This is a genomic window from Agromyces fucosus (assembly GCF_004134865.1).
Classification (GTDB): Bacteria; Actinomycetota; Actinomycetes; order Actinomycetales; family Microbacteriaceae; genus Agromyces; species Agromyces fucosus.
Genome location: NZ_SDPO01000002.1, coordinates 45,859 through 64,199 on the forward strand (window position 1 = coordinate 45,859; position 18,341 = coordinate 64,199).

19 protein-coding genes are annotated in these 18,341 nt (G+C 71.0%); 11 read left to right on the forward strand and 8 right to left on the reverse strand.

Going from position 1 to position 18,341, the window contains the following annotated elements; all coding sequences use genetic code 11:
- Positions 1-23 precede the first annotated feature (23 nt).
- Both ESP57_RS18825 and ESP57_RS05980 read right to left on the reverse strand, forming a co-directional pair.
- Positions 24-881 (reverse strand): C40 family peptidase, encoded by an 858-nt coding sequence (locus ESP57_RS18825; RefSeq protein WP_115962947.1) that lies wholly within the window; start codon positions 879-881, stop codon positions 24-26.
- A gap of 204 nt (positions 882-1,085) precedes the next feature.
- A complete protein-coding gene (locus ESP57_RS05980; protein WP_056004841.1) occupies positions 1,086-1,778 on the reverse strand; it encodes an iron-dependent transcriptional repressor DtxR in 693 nt (230 codons plus the stop codon).
- Between the two features lie 70 nt (positions 1,779-1,848).
- Between ESP57_RS05980 and serC the strand changes: the two genes are divergently transcribed.
- Together serC and ESP57_RS05990 are read left to right on the forward strand one after the other, a co-directional pair.
- A complete protein-coding gene (serC, locus tag ESP57_RS05985) occupies positions 1,849-2,964 on the forward strand; it encodes a phosphoserine transaminase (protein ID WP_129230917.1) in 1,116 nt (371 codons plus the stop codon).
- 5 nt (positions 2,965-2,969) lie between these two features.
- The gene (locus tag ESP57_RS05990; RefSeq protein WP_115962953.1) at positions 2,970-3,233 is read left to right on the forward strand and encodes a DUF2530 domain-containing protein; all 264 of its coding nucleotides are present in this window, start codon (positions 2,970-2,972) and stop codon (positions 3,231-3,233) included.
- Here ESP57_RS05990 and ESP57_RS05995 read toward each other — a convergent pair.
- Positions 3,209-4,024 (reverse strand): DUF3027 domain-containing protein, encoded by an 816-nt coding sequence (locus ESP57_RS05995; protein WP_129230918.1) that lies wholly within the window; start codon positions 4,022-4,024, stop codon positions 3,209-3,211. The two genes, ESP57_RS05990 and ESP57_RS05995, sit on opposite strands and share 25 nt — an antisense overlap.
- Positions 4,017-4,397, reverse strand: coding sequence for a cold-shock protein (locus tag ESP57_RS06000; protein WP_056007446.1), 381 nt, complete (start codon positions 4,395-4,397; stop codon positions 4,017-4,019). The genes ESP57_RS05995 and ESP57_RS06000 overlap by 8 nt, the downstream gene beginning before the upstream one ends.
- 109 nt (positions 4,398-4,506) lie before the next feature.
- Here ESP57_RS06000 and ESP57_RS06005 point away from each other — a divergent pair, with 109 nt between their 5' ends.
- The 3 genes from ESP57_RS06005 (at position 4,507) to ESP57_RS06015 (ending at position 8,457) form a co-directional block, all read left to right on the forward strand.
- Complete coding sequence (locus ESP57_RS06005) at positions 4,507-4,779, forward strand: multidrug ABC transporter ATPase (RefSeq protein ID WP_115962959.1); 273 nt, start codon at positions 4,507-4,509, stop codon at positions 4,777-4,779.
- Positions 4,780-4,788: 9 nt separating this feature from the next.
- A complete protein-coding gene (locus ESP57_RS06010; protein WP_115962962.1) occupies positions 4,789-6,651 on the forward strand; it encodes a helicase-associated domain-containing protein in 1,863 nt (620 codons plus the stop codon).
- Positions 6,652-6,813: 162 nt separating this feature from the next.
- Positions 6,814-8,457, forward strand: a complete 1,644-nt coding sequence (locus ESP57_RS06015; protein WP_056004852.1) for a DNA repair helicase XPB — start codon at positions 6,814-6,816, stop codon at positions 8,455-8,457.
- Positions 8,458-8,481: 24 nt separating this feature from the next.
- Here ESP57_RS06015 and ESP57_RS06020 read toward each other — a convergent pair whose 3' ends face one another.
- Together ESP57_RS06020 and folP are read right to left on the reverse strand one after the other, a co-directional pair.
- Complete coding sequence (locus tag ESP57_RS06020) at positions 8,482-9,204, reverse strand: pyrimidine reductase family protein (RefSeq protein WP_158556789.1); 723 nt, start codon at positions 9,202-9,204, stop codon at positions 8,482-8,484.
- Positions 9,201-10,073, reverse strand: a complete 873-nt coding sequence (folP, locus tag ESP57_RS06025; RefSeq protein ID WP_115962968.1) for a dihydropteroate synthase — start codon at positions 10,071-10,073, stop codon at positions 9,201-9,203. Before folP ends, ESP57_RS06020 begins: the two co-directional genes overlap by 4 nt.
- A gap of 118 nt (positions 10,074-10,191) precedes the next feature.
- Here folP and ESP57_RS06030 point away from each other — a divergent pair, with 118 nt between their 5' ends.
- The 4 genes from ESP57_RS06030 to ESP57_RS06045 all read left to right on the forward strand — a co-directional run bounded on the left by ESP57_RS06030 (position 10,192) and on the right by ESP57_RS06045 (position 13,707).
- Positions 10,192-10,884: a response regulator transcription factor gene (locus ESP57_RS06030; protein ID WP_022894322.1), complete on the forward strand. Its 693-nt coding sequence runs from the start codon at positions 10,192-10,194 to the stop codon at positions 10,882-10,884.
- Positions 10,885-10,915: 31 nt separating this feature from the next.
- The gene (locus tag ESP57_RS06035) at positions 10,916-12,760 is read left to right on the forward strand and encodes a sensor histidine kinase (protein WP_129230919.1); all 1,845 of its coding nucleotides are present in this window, start codon (positions 10,916-10,918) and stop codon (positions 12,758-12,760) included.
- Positions 12,761-13,001: 241 nt separating this feature from the next.
- On the forward strand, positions 13,002-13,292 hold the full coding sequence (locus ESP57_RS06040) for a WXG100 family type VII secretion target (protein ID WP_056004859.1): 291 nt from the start codon (positions 13,002-13,004) through the stop codon (positions 13,290-13,292).
- A 112-nt stretch (positions 13,293-13,404) separates the two neighbouring features.
- Positions 13,405-13,707, forward strand: coding sequence for a hypothetical protein (locus ESP57_RS06045; RefSeq protein ID WP_129230920.1), 303 nt, complete (start codon positions 13,405-13,407; stop codon positions 13,705-13,707).
- A gap of 16 nt (positions 13,708-13,723) precedes the next feature.
- Here the strand turns inward: ESP57_RS06045 and ESP57_RS06050 are convergent, their stop codons facing one another.
- Together ESP57_RS06050 and ESP57_RS06055 are read right to left on the reverse strand one after the other, a co-directional pair.
- On the reverse strand, positions 13,724-14,866 hold the full coding sequence (locus ESP57_RS06050) for a glycerate kinase (protein ID WP_207904495.1): 1,143 nt from the start codon (positions 14,864-14,866) through the stop codon (positions 13,724-13,726).
- Positions 14,824-15,528, reverse strand: a complete 705-nt coding sequence (locus ESP57_RS06055) for a ThuA domain-containing protein (RefSeq protein ID WP_165877390.1) — start codon at positions 15,526-15,528, stop codon at positions 14,824-14,826. Before ESP57_RS06055 ends, ESP57_RS06050 begins: the two co-directional genes overlap by 43 nt.
- A gap of 214 nt (positions 15,529-15,742) precedes the next feature.
- Between ESP57_RS06055 and ESP57_RS06060 the strand changes: the two genes are divergently transcribed.
- Together ESP57_RS06060 and ESP57_RS06065 are read left to right on the forward strand one after the other, a co-directional pair.
- Positions 15,743-16,795 (forward strand): LacI family DNA-binding transcriptional regulator, encoded by a 1,053-nt coding sequence (locus ESP57_RS06060; RefSeq protein WP_129230922.1) that lies wholly within the window; start codon positions 15,743-15,745, stop codon positions 16,793-16,795.
- Positions 16,796-17,114: 319 nt separating this feature from the next.
- Positions 17,115-18,341 (forward strand): Gfo/Idh/MocA family protein, encoded by a 1,227-nt coding sequence (locus tag ESP57_RS06065; RefSeq protein WP_129230923.1) that lies wholly within the window; start codon positions 17,115-17,117, stop codon positions 18,339-18,341.

An 18,341-nucleotide genomic window follows, 5' to 3' on the forward strand; every position in this document is an offset into this window, starting at 1 on the left:
TGGTGTCACGCGATGTTCATCGGTCAGATGCCGATGCGCACGATGTAGTAGTCGCTCGTCCAGATGGGCTGCACCCGCACCGATGCGCCTTCGTACGGCGCGTGCAGGATCATGCCGTTGCCGGCGTAGAACCCGTCGTGGCCCGGCATGATGACGAGGTCGCCGGGCTGCGCGTCGGCCTCGGAGATGCGGGTGCCCATGGCGCCCTGACCGGCCGAGGAGTGCGGCATGCCGACGCCGAACTGGGCGTAGACGTACATCACGAAGCCCGAGCAGTCGAAGCCGGCGGGGGTGGCGCCGCCGTAGACGTAGGGAACGCCGACGTACTGCGAGGCGACGCTGTAGACGCTCCCGAGGTCGAAGTTCGGGTAGGGCGGGTTGGCGAGGAAGTCGCCGACGGACGGACCCGAGTACGACGCCGCATACGACGTCATGGCCTGCTCAGCGGCGACTCGCGCCGCTTCGGCCTGCGCCGCGGCCTCGGCGGCGGCCTGGATCTCGGCGCCCGAGACGGCGGCGTAGCTGTCGGTCGTGACCGGAGCCGCGATGACGTCGTCGGTCACCTCGACCGACTGCGCCTGCGCCTTGGTGAGCTTCGTCACGTCGGTCTCGGCGAACTGCGGGCCGGTCGAGCCGGGCGCGAAGGCGTACGCGGGGATCGCGAGCGTGCCGACGATGCCGGCCGCGACCGCCATCACGAGCACGTTCGCGAGCGGGCCGCGGCGCAGTCGACGGGTCGACGGCAGCGTCGACGCGACGCGAGCAGCGGCATCAGGCTGGGCAGTGCTGGGGGAAACGGGTGCTTTCGCGGCGATGATCGCCTTCGTCGCAGCTCCGCGGGCGGGGTTCCTGGTGAGCCGCCGCCGTGAGAATCGAGCCAAGATGTGTACCTCCGTCGCCCCACGACATCGGATGTCACCCCACCGGATGCGCACGAGGGCGCCTACGGGTACTTGATCGAGCGGTGGGCTTGGGAGGCGTCTCGACCCTGGTCCTCCGACTGGCTTCTCGCCGGCGGACTCGAAAGAGACTACGCGAGGAGTGCCGGAATGTCACATTCTGATCACGGCGTGGCGCTGATCAGGCTATTTGGCGATGAAGAGGTGGCTCGCGACCTCGGTCGGCAGCTCGAGGCCGCCCTCGACGCCATCGACGACGACGAGCACGTAGCCGCCTGCACGACTGAACGTCGCGTGGGCGCCGGGCATGACTCCGGCCTGCTTCATCTGGCTGAGGAGCTCGGGATCGAACTGCACGGGCTCGCCCAGGCGGCGCAGGACGCCGTGGACGGGTTCGTCGCTCGCCTCGACGGCATCGACGAGATTGACGACGCCCTCCATGAAGGCGTCTGCCGGCGGAAGCCCGAGCTCTTCGAGTCCAGGGATCGGGTTGCCGTACGGCGATTCGCGGGGGCCGCCGAGGATCTCGATCAGGCGGCGCTCGACCTGCTCGCTCATCACGTGCTCCCAGCGGCAGGCCTCATCGTGCACGAACTCCCACTCGAGTCCGATGACGTCGGAGAGCAGCCGCTCGGCGAGACGGTGCTTGCGCATGACGTGCACGGCCTTCGAACGGCCGTCGGGGGTGAGCTCGAGGTGCCGGTCGCCGGAGACGACGACGAGCCCGTCGCGCTCCATGCGAGCCACCGTCTGCGAGACGGTCGGCCCGGAGTGACCGAGTCGTTCGGAGATGCGTGCGCGGAGCGGCACGATGTTCTCCTCCTCGAGGTCGAGGATCGTGCGGAGATACATCTCCGTGGTGTCGATCAAGTCGGTCACGCGCCATCCTCCCGTTGTCACAGCCCGTCGTCCAGCCTACCGGGCGGCACCCCCTCGCTAGACTCGACCCATGCCGAGCATCGTGATTCCCAGTGACCTGCTGCCCGCCGACGGACGCTTCGGGTGCGGCCCCTCCAAGGTGCGGCCCGAGCAGCTCGCGCACCTCGCCGCGGTGGGCCCGTCGATCCTCGGCACCTCGCACCGGCAGGCGCCGGTCAAGCAGCTCGTCGGGCGCGTCCGCAGCGGCCTCTCCGACCTCTTCACGCTTCCCGACGGCTACGAGGTCGTGCTCGGCAACGGCGGGTCGACCGCGTTCTGGGATGCCGCGGCGTTCGGCCTGATCGAGGAGCGCGCGCAGCTCGCCTCCTTCGGCGAGTTCGGCGCGAAGTTCGCGGCAGCTGCGGCGGCGCCGTGGCTGCAGGCCCCCGATGTGCGCAAGGCGGAGCCGGGGTCACGCGCCGAACCGTCGGCGCTCACCGGCGTCGACGTCTACGCCTGGCCGCAGAACGAGACCTCCACGGGCGTGATGGCACCGGTCACCCGGGTCGCCGGCGACGAGGGCGCGCTCACCGTCATCGACGCCACGAGCGCGGCGGGCGGCATCCAGGTCGACGCGTCGCAGTTCGACGTCTACTACTTCGCGCCCCAGAAGAACTTCGCCTCCGACGGCGGCATCTGGTTCGCGCTCCTCTCCCCCGCCGCGATCGAGCGCGTCGAGCGCGTCGCGGCGAGCGGACGGTACATCCCCGAGTTCCTGTCGCTGAAGAACGCGGTCGACAACTCGCGACTGAACCAGACGCTGAACACGCCGGCGCTGGCGACGCTGCTGCTGCTCGAGAACCAGCTCGAGTGGATGAACGCCTCGGGCGGCCTCGCCTGGGCCGACGCCCGCACCCGCGAGTCCTCGTCGGTGCTCTACGACTGGGCCGAGCGCACCTCGATCGCGACCCCGTTCGTCGCCGACCCCGCCCACCGTTCGCAGGTGGTCGTCACGATCGACTTCGACGAGTCGACGGATGCCGCGGCGCTCGCCTCGGTGCTCCGCGCGAACGGCATCGTCGACACCGAGCCGTACCGCAAGCTCGGACGCAACCAGTTGCGCGTCGCGACCTTCACCGCGATCGAACCCGACGACGTGCGGGCGCTCACCGCCTCGATCGACTACGTGCTGTCGCAGATCGGCTGATCCCGATGCGGCTCTGGCTGAGCGACGACGAGCGTCGCCCCGACCCGGCGCCCGCGAGGGCCGACGGCCGCAAGGCCGTGCTCGCGGGCACGCTCGGCTGGGGCGTCGCGCTCGTCGCGTGCCTCGTGTTCCGCGAGCCGCTCGAATCGGCGGGGCTCGGATGGTTCACGGCAGCCGCCGTCACCGGCATCGTGCTCGGCCTCATCGGCCTCGCGGTCGTGCAGGTGATCCGGCGGCGGGCCGGTCAGTCGGCGGAGCGCTCCGACTGACCGTCGGACTCGTCGTCTTCCGACTCGTCATCATCTGACTCGTCGCCTTCCGACTCGTCGCCTTCCGACTCGTCGTCTTCCGACTCGTCGTCTTCCGACTCGTCATCATCTGACTCGTCGTCGTCTGAATCGTCGTCGTCGTCGGATTCGTCGTCATCGTCCGATTCGTCGTCATCGTCGGACTCGTCGTCTTCGTCGTCGTCGTCGACCGCGCCGAGTGCATCGATGTCGATGCCGTCGAACTCGTCGTCGACGTCGTGCTCGTCGTCGTCGTGATCGTCCTCGTCGAGCTCGTCACCGTCGACGGCACCACCGGCGTCGTCGGCGTCGTCGTCGTCGGACTCGTCATCGGCGCTTGCCGCGGCGATCGCCTCTTGAGCCGCGCGGTAGTCGGCGAGCCGCTCCGACCACGGCACCCAGTCGGGTGCGAGCAGGGCGCTCTCTCCGGGCATGAGCTCGGTCTCGAGCACGGTCGGCTCGGCGGTGTCGTCGAACCGCGACAGCGTGACGCTCCAGTGCCAGCCCGGGTAGCCGCTGAGGTCGGAGGCGAAGAGCAGCGTCAGCACGTGCTCGCCCTCGACGAGGTGTCCGACGACGGACCCCACGGTCTCGGGAGCGGTGACCTCGAGCAGTGCGCGGCGGGCGAGGTCCACCGACGACAGGAGCACCTCGTCGGCGACGATGACGACGGCCTCGGGGGACTCTGCAGCTTCAGCCGCCTCAGCGGCCTCGGTCGTCGCAGCCTCGGCCGTCTCGGCCTCCGGCTGCTCTGGCTCGGTCGACTCAGGCATCGAGATCGTCTGCCACCTTGCGCAGCACCGCGGCGACGGTGCGCGCCTTGGACTTCTCGGGGTAGCGGCCGCGGCGGAGGTCGGATCCGATGCCGTCGAGCACCTTCACGACGTCTTCGACGATGATCGCCATGTCGTCGGCCGGCTTGCGGTTGATCTTGGTGAGGCTCACCGGGGTGTCGAGCACCCGCACCGACAGCGCCTGCGCGCCGCGCTTGCCTTCGGCGACACCGAACTCGAGTCGGCTGCCCGCCTTGACGGTCGCGCCGGCGGGAAGGGCGGAAGCGTGGAGGAAGACCTCCTGGCCGTCATCGGAGCTGATGAAGCCGAATCCCTTTTCCTCGTCGTAGAACTTGACCTTGCCGGTGGGCATCGTGTGAACCTCGCTCATGTCTGCAGGCGCGCTGAAACCACAGCGCCGTCCACCGCCCAGTCTATTGCCGGGACACCCGAGAGCGGGCCGTCTGGCCTATTCTGGGAGGGTGAGCGATTCCGGCCCCATCACCGACAATCGCGCCGAACGCGTCCTCGCGTACATGTTCGCCGCCATCGTCGGTCTCTCCATCATCTGTTTCTTCGCCGTGATGATCGGCACGATGTCCGGCGTCGCCGTCGACGAGATGAGCTCCGGCATCTGGGCGGTCGTCACGATGCTGCCCTGGTTCGGGCTGCCGATCGCCTTCGTCCTGCTCATCGTGCTCCTCATCGTCAACGGCGTTCGGCGGGGCCGAGCGGCGCGATCCGGATCGAGCTGATCGGAGACGATGCTCGAGCTCGCCGCACGACTCCGCGGGCTGTCGCGAGACTCCCTCGCAGCAGCACTGCACTCGCGCGAGTTCGAGCCGTCGGGTGTCCGTGACCTCTTCGACCTCGCCGAGGCGGTGCTCACGCCCGACTCGGTCGACCACGCGGTCGGCCGACTCGATCGGCGCCACCTCGCCGTGCTCGCCGCGGCCGTCGAGCTCGTCGCCGACGGCGACACCACGGCCGAGGCGGTGCGCGACGAGCTGGTACGGCATGCGGCATCCGCTGAGCTCTCAGACGCCGCCGGCGAACTGCTCGACGAGCTGAGCAGCCTCATGCTGCTGGTGCGCATCGGCGACCGGGTGCACGTGCCGGCAGCCGTCATCGCGAGGGTCGCCCCCCGCCTCGGCGCCGAGCTGCCCACCGTGGCGGAACTCGCGACGCCCGCGCCGCCGGTCCTCGTCTCGGGCGACGACGTCGACCGCACGCTCATCGACCGCCGCGCCGCGGAGACCGCCTACGCGACGGTCGCCGCCACGGCGGAGGTGCTCGCGGCGCTCGGCACCCAGCCTGCCCGCGAACTCGCGAAGGGCGGCCTCGCACTCCCCGATTCCAAGCGGCTCGCCGAGGCGAGCGGCATCCCGCTCGACGCGCTGCCCCGGCTCTTCCACCGAGCCGACGAGGCCGGACTCGTCGTGCGCGAAGGCGCGTACTGGCTCGAGTCGGAGCGCGGGGCGGAGTGGTCGCTCGAGTCGACCAGCGGCCGGTGGCGCCGCCTCGCCGAGTGCTGGCGCGACCGCATCCCCGAGGCGCTCCGCGAACTCGTCGCCCGGCGCAGCGAGTCGCTCACCGCGAGCACCCTCGGCGACGACGTGCGCTGGTTCTATCCGGCCGGCGGACGATGGATCGACGAGGGCCTCGAACGCCTCATCGGCGAGGCGGAGGCGCTCGGACTCGCGGTCGCGGGCGAGCCGGCGCCCACGGCGCTCCTCGTGCTCGCCGGCGACCTCGACCAGGCCGCGGCCCGGTTGGCGGCGTACTTCCCCGCCCAGGTCCAGCAGGTCTATCTGCAGCACGACCTCTCGATCGTCTCCCCCGGCCCGCTCGAGCCGACGCTCGATGCGCGTCTCCGCGGCTTCGCCGACGTCGAGGGGCGCGACCTCGCCTCGACGTATCGCGTCAGCGCGGCATCCGTCAATCGCGGACTCGCCGCCGGCGAGACCGCTCAGTCGATCCTCGAGTTCCTCGGCGGGCTCTCGCTCACCGGCATCCCGCAGCCGCTCGCCTACCTCGTCGGCGAGGCCGCGGCGCGGTTCGGCTCGCTCAGGGTCTCGCTGGCCGACCCCGCGGATGCCCCGGCGCGGGCGTGCGTGCGTTCCGACGACGAGCAGCTCGTGCGCACCCTCGCCGTCGACCAGTCGCTCGTCTCGATCGGCCTGCGTCAGGCGGGGCCTCATCGGCTCCTCTCGCGGTTCGCGCCCGAGGTCGTGTTCTGGGCGCTCTCCGACGCCCGGTACCCCGTGGCCGCAGAAGACGCCTCCGGCGAGATCATCCGGCTGAGCCGCCATCACCTGGCCTCGGTTCCCGAGCCGGCGCCGAAGGCCGACCCCATCGAGACGCTCCTCGACGTCGTGCTCGCCGAGGGTGAAGACGGCGCGACCGAGCAGGCCTGGCTCGCCCGGCAGCTCGAGGCCGCCGCCCGCTCGAAGGAGACGCTCACCGTCACGGTGCGCATGCCGGGCGGAGACACCGCCGACTACCTGCTGGCCCCCGCGAGCGTCGCCAACGGGCGGCTCCGCGCGCGCGACCGAAAGGCCGACATCGAGCGCACCCTGCCGCTGTCGGCGATCGCCGCAGTCTCGCCGGCGCCCGCCGGGGCCTGACGGCTGGCGTCGACCGTCGCCCTCGGCTCACTGCCGTCGCCGTCCGCTCGGGCATCTGCACGGTTTCGGACCGCATCGGCCCGCGACATCCGATCGCGTGCAGATGCCCGTTCCGGTGCCGAACGGCCGACCTCCCACGAAGCGGGCGTAGACTCGACCGCTATGTCAGACGGCCCACTCATCGTGCAGAGCGACCGAACCGTCCTCCTCGAGGTCGCGCACCCGCTCGCCGAAGACGCGCGCCACGACCTCGCGGTGTTCGCCGAGCTCGAGCGCGCGCCCGAGCACATGCACACGTACCGCATCACCCGGCTCGGCCTCTGGAACGCGAGGGCCGCCGGGCACGACGCCGACGACATGCTCGCGACGCTCGAGCGCTACGCGAAGTTCCCGGTGCCGCAGACCGTCGCCGTCGACATGCGCGAGACGGTCGGCCGCTACGGGCGGCTCGTCGTCGACCGCACCGACGAGGGCGCCCTGCGCCTGCACAGCGACGACATCGCGGTGCTCACCGAGGTCGCCTCGGCCAAGCGCATCGCGCCGCTGCTCACCGAGCGCCTCGACGACCGGAGCTTCCTCGTCGAGGCGTGGGCCCGCGGCGCGCTCAAGCAGGAGCTCGTGAAGCTCGGCTGGCCGGCGGAGGACCTCGCCGGGTACACCCCCGGCACGCCGCACAAGATCGACCTCGAGGAGGCCGGCTGGCACCTGCGCGGCTACCAGCAGCAGGCGATCGACAACTTCTTCGACGGCGGCTCGGGCGTCGTCGTGCTGCCCTGCGGCGCGGGCAAGACCCTCGTCGGAGCCGGGGCGATGGCGACGGCCAAGACCACGACGCTGATCCTCGTGACGAACACGGTCTCCGCCCGCCAGTGGCGCGACGAGCTGCTCCGCCGCACGACCCTCACCGCCGACGAGATCGGCGAATACTCGGGGCAGGTCAAGGAGGTCAAGCCCGTCACGATCGCGACCTACCAGATCCTCACCGCGAAGCGGAAGGGCGAGTACGCGCACCTCGCGCTCCTCGACGCACTCGACTGGGGCCTCGTGGTCTACGACGAGGTGCACCTGCTGCCCGCGCCCGTGTTCAAGCTCACCGCCGAGCTGCAGGCCAGGCGCCGGCTCGGCCTCACCGCGACGCTCGTGCGCGAGGACGGACGCGAGGGCGACGTCTTCAGTCTCATCGGACCGAAGCGCTTCGACGCCCCGTGGAAGGAGATCGAGGCGCAGGGCTTCATCTCCCCCGCGGCCTGCTACGAGGTGCGCATCGACCTGCCGCAGTCCGAGCGGCTCACCTACGCGGCATCCGCCGACGACGAGCGCTACCGCCTCGCGGCGACCGCACCGGCGAAGCTCGGCGTCGTCAAGGACCTCGTCGCCAAGCACGCCGGCGAGCGCATCCTCGTGATCGGCCAGTACCTCGACCAGATCGACGAGCTCGCCACGGCGCTCGGCGCCCCGCAGCTGACCGGCTCGACGCCCGTCGACGAGCGCGAGCGGCTGTTCCAGGAGTTCCGCGACGGCCGCACCCCCGTGCTCGTCGTCTCGAAGGTCGCGAACTTCTCGGTCGACCTGCCCGAGGCGACGGTGGCGATCCAGGTGTCGGGTTCGTTCGGTTCCCGCCAGGAGGAGGCGCAGCGACTCGGCCGGCTCCTGCGACCGAAGGAGTCGGGCCTCAGCGCGAACTTCTACACGCTCGTCTCGCGCGACACCGTCGACCAGGACTTCGCGCAGAACCGCCAGCGGTTCCTCGCCGAGCAGGGCTACAGCTACACGATCCTCGACGCGCACTCGCTCGAAGCGGCCTGACCGCCGAATCGGCCCGTACGGTTCTCAGCCACGCTGGTAGCGCAGCAACAGCAGGTCTCCTGCAGGCATCGCGTGCACGAGGTGCATGCCGCGCTCGAGCTCGGGGGCACCGCGCACGATGCGCCCGGCGTCGCCCGCGACGAGCATCGGGCTGAGCGAAAGGCAGAGCTCGTCGACGAGGTCGGCCTCGAGGAGGCTCCCGAACAGGTGCGGCCCGCCCTCGCACAGCACCTGCCGGAGCCCGCGTTCGGCGAGCACGTCGAGCATCGCGCGCACGTCGACCGCGTGTTCGCCCACGACGATGACGTCGGCGACCGCTTCGAGTGCGGCTCGGCGCGCCGCGGGCGCGGCGGCGTGGGTCACGACGATCGGTCGCGTCACGGCGGTCGTGAAGAACGGCGACTCGGGGTCGAGCGCGAGCGACGAGGAGACGACGGCGAGCCGGGGCTGCTCGGCCAGGCCGTTCGACACGCGCCACGCGGCATCCGCTTCGCTCACCGCGAGGCCGCCGTAGCCCTCGACCCGCACCGTGCCGGCGCCGACCAGCACGACGTCGGCGAGGGTGCGCAGCACCTGCATGGCGAGCCGGTCGCTCGCATCGCCGAGGCCGCCGCTGCGGCCGTCGACCGTGGCCGCGCCGTCGAGGCTCGCGACGAAGTTCATCCGCACCCGCCGGGTCGCTCGATCGGGCAGCGCGTAGGCGGCGAGCAGCGCGTCGCGGTCGGGGGTCGGAGCCGCGGCGGTCACTGGTTGTGCTCCAGGAAGACGGGCTCGCGCCATCCCTCGATCGCCTCGACCATGCGCATCGCGTCGACGGTCTCGCGCACGTTGTGCACGCGCACGATGCGCGCCCCCTGCATGACGCAGTAGACGGCGGCGGCGATCGAGCCCTCGATGCGCTGCTCGCGCGGGCGGCCGAGGCTCTCGCCGACGAAGTCCTTGTTCGAGAGCGCCACGAGGGTCGGGTAGCCGAGGCTCGTGATCTCGCCCAGGCGCCGGGTCAGCTCGAGCGAGTGCAGCGTGTGCTTGTTGAGGTCGTGGCCCGGGTCGACGACGATGCGATCGGATGCCACGCCTCGCGACTCCGCGAGCGCCACGCGCTCCGCGAGGAATGCAGAGACCTCGGCCACGACATCGCCGTACCGCGGCGAGGGATACGGCGTACGGGGTTTCGCGAGGCTGTGCGTGACGACGATCATGGCACCGGTCTCGGCGACGACGTCGGCCATGGCGGGGTCGTGGATGCCGGTGGTGTCGTTGACCACGTGCGCACCGGCGGCGATGGCCGCTCGGGCGACCTCGGGCAGGAACGTGTCGACCGAGATGACGGCACCGGAGCCGGCGAGTGCGGCGACCACGGGGACGACTCGCTCGATCTCCTCCTCGGCCGGGATCGCGGGCCCCGGCGCGAACTTCGCGCCGCCGACGTCGATCCAGTCGGCGCCCTGCTCGATCGCGAGGGTCGCCGCGGCGACCGCCGCGTCGAGCGCCTCGGTGCGCCCCCGGTCGTAGAAGGAATCAGGCGTGCGATTCACGATCGCCATGACCGCGACCTCTCGCGCGAAATCGAACTCGCGGGGGCCGATGCGCCGGATCACCGGGGTTCGAGTCGCCATGGTGCCGAGTCTTCCACGCCTGCTGCACGGCACCAATCCGGATGACGCCGACACACCGGTTCCGCGACCCTCGAAGAATGTTCAGGAAAGTTCCAGCCGATGCGCAGAGAATCATCACATGAGCGACGGACCACGAATTCTCATCGTCGACGACGAGCCCAACATCCGCGACCTCCTCACGACGAGCCTGCGGTTCGCGGGCTTCGCGGTGCGCGCGGTCGGCAACGGCGCGCAGACCATCTCGGCGGTACTCGAGGAGGAGCCCGATCTCATCATCCTCGACGTCATGCTGCCCGACATGAACGGCTTCGGCGTCACCAAGCGCCTGCGCTCGGCGGGCTACACCGCCCCGATCCTCTTCCTCACGGCGAAGGACGACACCGAGGACAAGATCACCGGCCTCACCGTGGGCGGCGACGACTACGTCACGAAGCCGTTCAGCCTCGACGAGATCGTCGCGCGCATCAAGGCGATCCTGCGCCGCACGATGCACGCCGAAGAAGACGCCGTGATCCGCACCGGCGAGCTCACGATGGACCAGGACACGCACGAGGTGCTCGTCGGCGACGTGCCCGTCGAGCTCTCCCCCACCGAGTTCAAGCTGCTGCGCTACCTCATGCTGAACCCCAACCGCGTGCTGTCGAAGGCGCAGATCCTCGACCACGTGTGGGAGTACGACTTCAACGGCGACGCCGGCATCGTGGAGAGCTACATCTCCTACCTCCGTCGCAAGCTCGATCAGCACTCCGCGGAGCCGCTCATCCAGACCAAGCGCGGATTCGGCTACATGCTGAAGTCCTCCAAGCCCTGACTCAGGAAGGCCCACCTAGACTCGGCCCGCCATGAATCAGATCTCCGAGCGGTGGAACCGCATCTCGCTGCGTACCAAGATCACGGGCGTCACCGTGCTCATGCTCACGCTCGGGCTGCTCGTCTCCGGCATCGGCACCGCGGCCATGCTCCGCTCGTACATGGAGAACCAGGTGCAGGGCAAGCTCGAGACGATCGCCTCGGGCGACCTCCGCAAGTACTTCACCGACGAAGGTGCGGTGCCGAGCGACAAGGCGAACCTCAACGACCTCACCTTCCGTCCGAACCTCGACGTGTTCGTCGCCGTCTACGACGGCGAGACGGGCGAACTCGAGAAGTACAACTGGCGGGACCGCGACCGCTCAGAACTGCCGGAGATCCCCGAGTTCCTGACCACCGCAGAGGTCAACGCGAAGAACCAGGGACAGTACGAGGTCTTCGCACTGCGCGACGACGCCGGCAACCCGACCTTCCGCGCCGTCTACGCGATCACCTGGGCCGACAACCACGGCAACTACTCGCCGATCATCCTCGCGATCTCCTCCAAGGAGACCGAGCAACTGCTCGCGATGTACCTCACGATCTTCTTCGGCTTCGGCTTCGGCGTCGTGCTCGTCGGGGCACTGCTCACGCGCATGCTCGTGACGACGACCTTCATGCCGCTCCGCGAGGTCGAGCGCACCGCGGCGGCCATCGCCGACGGCGATTTCAGCCAGCGCCTCGGCGGCGCGACGCCCAACACCGAGGTCGGGCGACTGAACCGCTCGCTGAACACCATGCTGAACCGCATCGATCGGGCCTTCCGCGACCGCGCGCGCACGATCGACCAGATGCGCCGCTTCGTCGGCGACGCCTCGCACGAGCTCCGCACGCCGCTCGTGTCGGTGCGCGGATACGCCGAGCTCTACCGCATGGGGGCGCTGCAGTCGCCCGACGAGGTCGGCCAGGCCATGGAGCGCATCGAGAAGGAGGCCATCCGCATGGGCCTCCTCGTCGAGGACCTGCTCGCACTCGCCCGACTCGATGAGGCGAAGCCCCTCGAGCTCACCGAAGTCGACCTCGTGCCTCTCGCGCGCGATTCAGCACTCGACACGATGGCCGCCCACCCGGCCCGCACGATCACGGTCATCGCGCCCGAAGATCTGAGCACGACGGATGCCTCGGGCGAGCCCGCCCCCGAGCTCGAGGTCGAGCTCGACCCCGCAGGCGACCGCGCCGCGTCCCTCACCGGGCCGATCTCCTTCGCCGGGGCCACGCTCGCGCGCCTCCGGGGCCGCCGCCCGAAGGCCGAGCCGGCGACGTCGACCGGCAGCCGCCGGGCGGCCGCGAAGGCGAGCGGCGCACCCGCCGGATCGAAGCGCGCCGCTCGCGCGTCCGCAGCGGCAGCCGCTGCGGCAGCAGCCGCGTCCGACGCGATCGCGGCACCGTCTGCGACGCGCACGTCGACGACGCCCGGCGCCGGCCAGCCGATGCCGGTTCGCCGCACCGTGGTGCTCGCCGAAGAGAACAAGATCCGCCAGGTCATCACCAACCTGATGGGCAACGCGATCCGCTTCACCTCGCCCGAGAGCCCCATCGAGATCCGCATCTCGGTCGACGACGCGACCGAGCGGGCGATGATCGAGGTCATCGATCACGGCGAGGGCATCCCGCCGCAGATCCGCGAAAAGATCTTCCAGCGCTTCTGGCGCGCCGACACCTCGCGCACCCGCGAGACGGGCGGGTCGGGCCTCGGGCTCGCGATCGTGTCGTCGATCGTGGCGGCGCACAACGGCACGGTCGACGTCGTCGAGACGCCCGGTGGCGGCGCCACCTTCCGCGTGTCGCTGCCCCTCGCCGGCTCGGCCGCAGCACCGCAGCGCGTCACGGCCGACTGAGCCGCGCACTCCTCCACACAGAATCGGCCGCAGTACCGAAGTCGGTCACGGCCGACTGAGCCGCGCACTCCTCCACACAGAACTCGGCCGCAGTACCGAAGTCGGTCACGGCCGACTGAGCCGCGCACTCCTCCTCGACAGGCGACCGACGGCGGATGTCCGGCTACAGCCGCCGCCCGTCTGCCGCTCGTTCCGCCGCCGCCCCGTAACGTGGCGCGCACACCGAACGAAAGGGGCCGAGATGGCCGTCTACCAGGTCGATGCCGAACAGGTTTCCGCCGCCACCCAGACCGTGCAGGGCACGATCGGGCGCATCCAGTCCGAGGTCGCATCGCTCCTCGGCCAGCTCACGGGGCTGCAGTCGTCGTGGTCGGGGCAGGCCTCGACCGCCTTCCAGGGCGCCGTCGCCGACTGGCGAGCCACGCAGTTGCAGGTCGAGGAGAGCCTCGCCGGCCTCAATCGCGCGCTCGGCGTGGCAGCCATGCAGTATTCCGACGCCGAACAGGCGAACGCCCGACTGTTCCTCCGCTGACGTTTCGCTGCGAGGCACCGCGGCACCCCTTCCCTTCTCGGCATGGAGACATAGCATGGGGTCGAGACGTCGCCCCGATGACGGCGCCCCGACCAACGATGAGGGAGCGATGATGTCCGAATCGAACCGACCCGCTGATCCGCAGTCCTCCGAGGAACCGGGTGCACCCGCCGACTCGGTCGATGCCACCGACGACCTCGAGGGCAGCTACACCGAGGTCGACGGCGAGGGGCCCCACGAGCGCACGGTCGCGGGCGAGTACACCCGCAGCGACGGCATTGCCGACGACGAGTCGAGCGTCGGAGACTACACGTCGACCGAGGCGCATCCCGATGAGCACGATGCCGCCGAACGGCACGGCAAGTTCGTCCGCACGGAGCCGCCGAAGCCGCACCCCGGCCTGCACCACACCTGACACGCGCGCGGGTCGCTCAGCTCGCGACGACGACCCCGGTCTCGCTCGCGAGTTGCGCGCCGGCGGCCTCGAGCCAGCGCAGCGGATCCGCCATCGCGGGTTCCGCTCCGCCGGCGAGCCCGGTCAGTGCGACGGATGCTGCGAAGCCGCGTGGTTCCGCCGTGATCGCACCTGCCACGAGTGCGACCGGGACTTCGGTCGCCGCCGCGAGCCGGGCGACCTCACTCGGCGCCTTGCCGGCTTCGGACTGGCCGTCGAACCTGCCTTCGCCCGTGATGACGAGATCGGCGCCCACGAGGTCGCGGGCGAGCCCGATGGCGTCGGCGACGAGCGCAGCCCCGCCGCCCATGTCAGCACCCCAGGCGAGCAGGCCGAAGCCGACTCCGCCGGCTGCGCCGGCCCCCGGAGTCTCCGGCGAGAGGCCTGGGACGAGGCGCGCGAATCGCGCGAGGTTGTCATCGAGCACCCCGACGGTCGCGGCATCCGCGCCCTTCTGCGGGCCGAAGATAGCGGCCGCGCCCTGCTCGCCGAGCAACGGGTTCGTGACATCGCCGAGGATCACCGCGCCGCCCGGCGGCAGGGGGCGCAGCCCCGCGAGATCGACGGCGGCGAGACGGCCGAGGCCGCGGTTGCCGAGAGCCACCTCGCGCCGCTCGGCATCGAGGAAGCGAGCGCCGAGGGCCGAGAGCGCGCCCGCGCCGCCGTCGGTCGAGGCGCTGCCGCCCACGGCGAGCAGGAGCCGTTCGACCCCCGCGTCGAGCGCGTCGACGATCGCCTCGCCGAAGCCCGTCGAGTGCGCGTCGAGCGGTGCGAGCGGGTCGAGCAGCGTGATGCCAGACGTCGCCGCGAGTTCGACGACGCCCGTGCCGTCGGGAAGCAGGAGCCAGTGCGTCCGCACCGGCGCGGAGACCGGACCGCGCACCGTGACCGGCATCCGCCGCGCGCCGGGCACCGCCGCCTCGAAGGCGTCGAGCGTGCCTTCGCCGCCGTCTGCCATCGGGCGGGTGACCACCTCGTCGGCGGCGCGCACCGAGTGCCATCCGAGCGCGATGGCCGACGCGGCATCCGCTGCATGCGCCGTGCCCTTGAACGAGTCGGGCGCGATGACGACCCGGCTCACCGCTCGTTCGCCGTCGGCGCCGGCACGTGTGCGAGCCATTCGAGTGAGGCCGCGAGCAGGGCGCGGTGGCCGGCGGACTCGTAGGAGCGAGGATCGTGGCCGAGGGCGTCGTAGACGAGGCGCGAGCGACCGAACTCCCGCGCCCACACGAGCGGATGGCGGACGCCTTCGTGCTCGTGCTCGGAGATGGGTTCGATCACGTCGTCGAGCCGGAAGTCGGTGTACCGCTCGTCGAACACGGTGAAGTCCTCGAGGCCCTCGGCGATCGCATGATTGCCCACGAGGTGCACGGCGGCCTCGCCGATCGGCGGATGCCACGAACGGTCGCGAACCCAACGGGCGCCGAGCGCATGTTCGAACGCTGGATAGTCGCGCAGGCTCGCCGCCGCGGTGTGCATCGCGAGGATGCCGACGCCACGCTCGATCGCCGCTTCGAGAGCGGCGTTCGCCGCGGCGACGACGGAGCCCTCCGGCGGGGCGACGGCTTCGCCCTCGGGCGTCGGGCCATGCGGGTCGCCGGCGTTCACGACGATGAGCGCGATCTCGTCGGGAAGGGACGCGACCACCGCGTCGATGTCGTCGACGACGTCGACGGTGAACCCGGCCTCCGCGACGAGTTCGGCGAGCGCCTCGCTCGTCTCGGTGTGCGGGTGCCAGGGATCGGCGTAGCGACCGGATCCGTTCAGAATGACGGCACGCATGGCGCCTCCTCGCGTTTCAGGCATCTTATCGCCGCCGCCGGATCGCGCGCCGTGAGCGGCCGGGCCGCGATCACCGGCCGCTTCGGCCGTGCGCGACGGGAAAGCGTTGTCCTCCATGGCACAATTCCTATCAGGCGAGCGACGAGCGGCCAAACCCGGGCACCGCGCGCGATAGGGTCGAGCCGCAGAAGCACCGCACCGAACGGGAGGCACGATGAGCGCCGGAGGCACGAGCGGCGAGCGGCGCGCACCGGCGACGCTGCACGACGTCGCACGCGAAGCGGGCGTCTCGCTGGCCACCGCGTCACGATCGCTCAACGGAAGCACCCGGAAGGTCAACGAGGAGTACCGTCAGCGAGTGCTCGCGGCCGCGGCGAAGCTCGACTACTCCCCCAACCTCTCCGCCCAGGCCGTCGCCCGCGGAACCTCGACGACCGTCGCGCTGCTCGTCGCCGACATCGCGGACCCCTACTTCGCCCAGATCGCTGCCGGAGTGGTTCGCGAGGCCGACCACGAAGGCCTCATCGTCACGATGGCGGCGACCGAGCGCGACTCGGAACGCGAGCTCGAGCTCGTGCGGAGCCTCCGCGGCCAGCGGCCCCGGGTCATGATCCTCGCGGCATCACGACGCGCCGGCGACGCAGCCTCGGCGTTGCTCGCCGAGGAGCTGCGCGCCTTCGAGGCGAACGGCGGCCGAGTGGCGTTCATCGGCGCCGTCGAGGCGCCCTACCGCAGCGTGCCGCTCGACAACGCCGCCGGGGCGGAGTCGCTCGCACGGGCCCTCGTCGAGGCGGGCTACCGCGGCTTCGCCGCGCTCACCGGCGCCGAGGGGCTGCGAACGGCCGAGGATCGCCTCGGCGGATTCATCGCCGGGCTGGCCGCCTCGGGGATCGCGCTGGACCCGGCCCGGATCGTGCGCCCGGCGTTCACCCGCGACGGCGGCTACGACGGCATGCGCACGCTCATCGAGCAGGGCCTCGACGACCTCGAGGTGGTGTTCGCCGCCAACGACGTCATGGCCGTCGGCGCGATGTCCGCTGTGCGCGACGCCGGGCTCGTCCCCGGGCGAGACATCGCCATCGCCGGGTTCGACGACATCCCGACCGCGCGCGACGTCACTCCCCCGCTCAGCACGGTCCGGCTCCCCCTCGAGGAGATCGGCCGCCGGGCATTGCGCCTCGCACTCGGCACCCTCGACGAGGGCGACGAGCTGCCGGTTCGCGCCGAGGTCGTGCTGCGGGGGTCCACGCCGACTCGCGCGAGCTGAGCACGTCGCGGCGCCACGCCGCGCGACGCCTCCGCGACATCCGTGGTCGCGCCCGGAACCGCGGCGATCGCCGCACGCACCGCGACATCCGTCTCCAGCACCGCGCACTGCCGAGCCCCGCGACATCCGCCGGCGGCACCGCGCACCGCCGAGCCCCGCGACATCCGCCTGCGGCACCGCGCACTGCCGCGCCGCCGCGACTGCTTCGCGCACCGTGATGTTGCAGATCCGCCTGCTCTGTTCTACTCTCGGGTAAACGCTTTCCGGCAGCATCGACGGCACCTCGCCGCCGGCCGACGACTCGAGAAGGACGAAGCACATGGTCGACCACTCCGCCCCCCAATCCATCGGCATCATCATGAACGGCGTCTCGGGCCGCATGGGGTACCGCCAGCACCTCGTGCGCTCGATCCTCGCGATCCGCGAACAGGGCGGCGTGCTCCTCGCCGACGGCGAGACCCGCGTGCAGGTCGAGCCGATCCTCGTCGGCCGCAGCGAGAAGAAGCTCGCCGACCTCGCCGCCAAGCACGGCATCGAGCACTACGCGACGAACCTCGACGAGGCGCTCGCCGACGACCGCTGGCAGATCTACGCCGACTTCCTCGTCACGAAGGCGCGCGCCCAGGCCATCAAGAAGGCGATCGCGGCCGGCAAGGCCATCTACACCGAGAAGCCCACCGCCGAGTCGTTCGAGGAGGCGCTCGAGCTCGCCCGCCTCGCCGAGGAGGCCGGCATCAAGAACGGCGTCGTGCACGACAAGCTCTACCTCCCGGGCCTGCAGAAGCTCAAGCGCCTCATCGACTCGGGCTTCTTCGGACGCATCCTCAGCGTGCGCGGCGAATTCGGCTACTGGGTGTTCGAGGGCGACTGGCAGCCCGCCCAGCGTCCGAGCTGGAACTACCGCGCCGAGGACGGCGGCGGCATCATCGTCGACATGTTCCCGCACTGGAACTACGTGCTCGAGAACCTCTTCGGCCGCGTCGAGTCCGTGTACGCGAAGGCCGTCACCGAGATCCCCGCGCGCATCGACGAGCGCGGCGAGGCCTACCCGGCCACCGCCGACGACGCCGCCTACGCGATCTTCGAGCTCGAGGGCGGCGTCGTCGCCCAGCTCAACTCGAGCTGGACCACCCGCGTGAACCGCGACGAGCTCGTCGAGTTCCAGGTCGACGGCACGCACGGGTCCGCCGTCGTCGGCCTCTTCGGCTGCAAGATCCAGCCGCGGAACGCCACCCCGAAGCCCGTCTGGAACCCCGACCTCGCCGACGCGCACGACTACGCCGGCGACTGGATCGAGAGCCCCGGCAACCGCGAGTTCGAGAACGGCTTCAAGACGCAGTGGGAGGAGTTCATCCGCCACGTCGTCGAAGACGCGCCCAACGAGTTCGACTTCCTCGCCGGCGCGCGCGGCGTGCTGCTCGCCGAAGCCGGGCTCGAGAGCTCCAAGGCTGGCCGTCGCATCGACATCCCGGTCGTCTCCCTCGACGGGGCAGCGGATGCCTCGGCGGCCGAGTCCGCGGCACCGCAGCTCGCCGAGGTGCGCTGA

Coding starts and splice junctions, on each gene's coding strand:
- ESP57_RS06055 (WP_165877390.1), bottom strand. CDS start 15,528: ATGCGTGCCGTCATTCTGAACGGATCCGGTCGCTACGCCGATCCCTGG.
- ESP57_RS06010 (WP_115962962.1), top strand. CDS start 4,789: ATGCTCGAGCTCGCCGCACGACTCCGCGGGCTGTCGCGAGACTCCCTC.
- serC (WP_129230917.1), top strand. CDS start 1,849: ATGCCGAGCATCGTGATTCCCAGTGACCTGCTGCCCGCCGACGGACGC.
- ESP57_RS06015 (WP_056004852.1), top strand. CDS start 6,814: ATGTCAGACGGCCCACTCATCGTGCAGAGCGACCGAACCGTCCTCCTC.
- ESP57_RS06060 (WP_129230922.1), top strand. CDS start 15,743: ATGAGCGCCGGAGGCACGAGCGGCGAGCGGCGCGCACCGGCGACGCTG.
- ESP57_RS06065 (WP_129230923.1), top strand. CDS start 17,115: ATGGTCGACCACTCCGCCCCCCAATCCATCGGCATCATCATGAACGGC.
- ESP57_RS06040 (WP_056004859.1), top strand. CDS start 13,002: ATGGCCGTCTACCAGGTCGATGCCGAACAGGTTTCCGCCGCCACCCAG.
- ESP57_RS06000 (WP_056007446.1), bottom strand. CDS start 4,397: ATGCCCACCGGCAAGGTCAAGTTCTACGACGAGGAAAAGGGATTCGGC.
- ESP57_RS05990 (WP_115962953.1), top strand. CDS start 2,970: ATGCGGCTCTGGCTGAGCGACGACGAGCGTCGCCCCGACCCGGCGCCC.
- ESP57_RS06045 (WP_129230920.1), top strand. CDS start 13,405: ATGTCCGAATCGAACCGACCCGCTGATCCGCAGTCCTCCGAGGAACCG.
- ESP57_RS06050 (WP_207904495.1), bottom strand. CDS start 14,866: ATGGCTCGCACACGTGCCGGCGCCGACGGCGAACGAGCGGTGAGCCGG.
- ESP57_RS06035 (WP_129230919.1), top strand. CDS start 10,916: ATGAATCAGATCTCCGAGCGGTGGAACCGCATCTCGCTGCGTACCAAG.
- folP (WP_115962968.1), bottom strand. CDS start 10,073: ATGGCGACTCGAACCCCGGTGATCCGGCGCATCGGCCCCCGCGAGTTC.
- ESP57_RS06030 (WP_022894322.1), top strand. CDS start 10,192: ATGAGCGACGGACCACGAATTCTCATCGTCGACGACGAGCCCAACATC.
- ESP57_RS05995 (WP_129230918.1), bottom strand. CDS start 4,024: ATGCCTGAGTCGACCGAGCCAGAGCAGCCGGAGGCCGAGACGGCCGAG.